Origin of the sequence: Streptomyces sp. MnatMP-M17, from assembly GCF_900091995.1 — a bacterium.
Taxonomy (GTDB): domain Bacteria; phylum Actinomycetota; class Actinomycetes; order Streptomycetales; family Streptomycetaceae; genus Streptomyces.
The window spans coordinates 1-1,846 of the sequence record NZ_FMDK01001131.1; the positions used below are offsets into that span (position 1 = coordinate 1).

Consider the following 1,846-nt stretch of genomic DNA (forward strand, 5'->3'; position numbering starts at 1 on the left):
CGCCCGGCCCCGCCCGGGGCCGGGCGGGGCCGGCGGCCACACTGGCAGAACAGCTGATCCGGCCTCTCCACGCGTTCCTCCGGCTGGGGCAGGCGCACGAACACCCGCCCCCGCAAGGTGAGATCAAGGGGACGGGTGTCGCGTTCCCGGCAGTTACAGTGCGGGCTCGAATTCCACAGGCTCCTCACAGCCTGCCGCCGCCCGGGTCAGGGCCTCGTGTTCCGCCGGGTCGACCGACAAGGCCCAGCGGGCCTTGGTGGATACCCAGTCCGCCACGTACTGGCAGCGCGCGCCGGCCCGAGGCGGGAGCCATTCCCGGGGGTCCTGGTCGGCCTTGCTGCGGTTGGTCTTCGCGGTGACCGCCACCAGTGAGCGATCGGCGCTGAGGTCGTTCGCGTATGCCTCCCTGCGCTGAGCCGACCAGGCGTACGCCCCGCTGTCCCATGCCTCAGCGAGTGGGACCATGTGGTCGATGTCCAGGCCGCCGGGCGCGGTCAATGTCTGACCGTCGTAGTAGGAGAGCCATTCGCCCTTGGTGACCTTGCAGCCGGCCCCGATCGTCGGCGGGGTCTGTGACTCCGAGATCAAAACCTCCATCCGGGTGTTGCAGCCGTCCCGGTCGGCGTCCGTCCAGTGCTTGAACAAGGTCCTCCGGTAGCCCTCGCGGGATTCAGCGGCGACCGGCAGGAGGCGGATGCCTTCTGCCAGAGTCATCGGGACCGCGATCGGATGAGGATCGGCGGCAGCGGAATGCGGTGAGCCGACCGCCAGGGGCAGAGCGAGAAGGGCGGCGGCCACGAGGCCGCGCGTGAAGGTGATCATGTGCTGTTGATATCGGCAGGCGACGGCGCAGCAGGTGGCATTCGGGCCGGTGTCACTCGGACGGGTGCAAGCGGTACTGGGCGTGGCGTGGTCGGCGAGCTGGTCCAGCTGCCCTGGGGCCGATCCGGCGTGACAGCGCGACACCGTGACACCCCTGCTCAGCGGCAAAGCCGGATCATCACACTCCGTGTCCTGTGGCGCCATCGCGCCGTGAGCATGCGTCAGGGGGTGATGCAAGCGCTTCGCCACACCGTGGCCAGCTGCGTGTACGTGGCGTCGAAGTCGAAGCCCGGGCGGCGTAGCCGGTCGCGCCGTCGGCGCCGGGGTGCGTGTTCGCGGGGATTCGCGAGGAGGCGGGGGTCGCCAGTGCGTCAGCCGGAGTGTCCTGACGGTCACCGTCGCCCGTGTCGTCTGTTTTTGAACGATCAGGCGGAGAGGAAGGCGAGAGCGGCGGTGACGCTTCCGGCCGGGTTGGTGACGGCGACATTGAGGAGCCCGAGGGCCATGGGGGGTGTGACGACGGCGAGTCGGGTGCTGGTCAGGGGCGCGAGGGCTTGTACCGCGCTGCCGCCGAAGGTGACCTGCGTCGCGGTGTCGAGGTTGGTGCCGGAGATGCCGATGATGTTGCCCCCGGCGCTGGTGCCTGTGGAAGGCGCGACGCTGGTGATGGTGGGCGGGGCGGTGTAAGTGAAGCTCAGCCCGCCGGTGCTGCCGCCCGGTGTGGTGACGACGACGGACACCCGCCCGACACTGCCCCTGGCCGGGGTGGTGACGGTGATGGAGCTGCCGGTCGTGGCGGTGATACCGCCCGGGGTGCCGCCGAACGACACGGAAGTGGCGCTTTCGAGATGTGTTCCGGCGATGGTGATCGTGGTGCCGCCAGCCAGCGGACCGGCCACGGGGGTCAGCCCGCTGACGGTGGGGGGAGTGCGGTAGTAGAAGTTCGCCGGGCCAGCGGTCCCGGCCGCTGTGGTGAGGGTGACGCCGGTTGCTCCGGCTCCGGCGGGGCTGACGGCTTGCACGC

At 70.3% G+C, this 1,846-nt stretch carries 2 protein-coding genes; both read right to left on the reverse strand.

Features of this window, described 5'->3' with window-relative positions; genetic code table 11:
- Positions 1-153: 153 nt before the first annotated feature.
- The gene (locus GA0115259_RS36875; RefSeq protein WP_093604867.1) at positions 154-822 is read right to left on the reverse strand and encodes an HNH endonuclease family protein; all 669 of its coding nucleotides are present in this window, start codon (positions 820-822) and stop codon (positions 154-156) included.
- 425 nt (positions 823-1,247) lie between these two features.
- A partial coding sequence (locus GA0115259_RS36880) for an IPT/TIG domain-containing protein (protein WP_141716860.1) occupies positions 1,248-1,846 on the reverse strand: 599 nt, incomplete at its 5' end.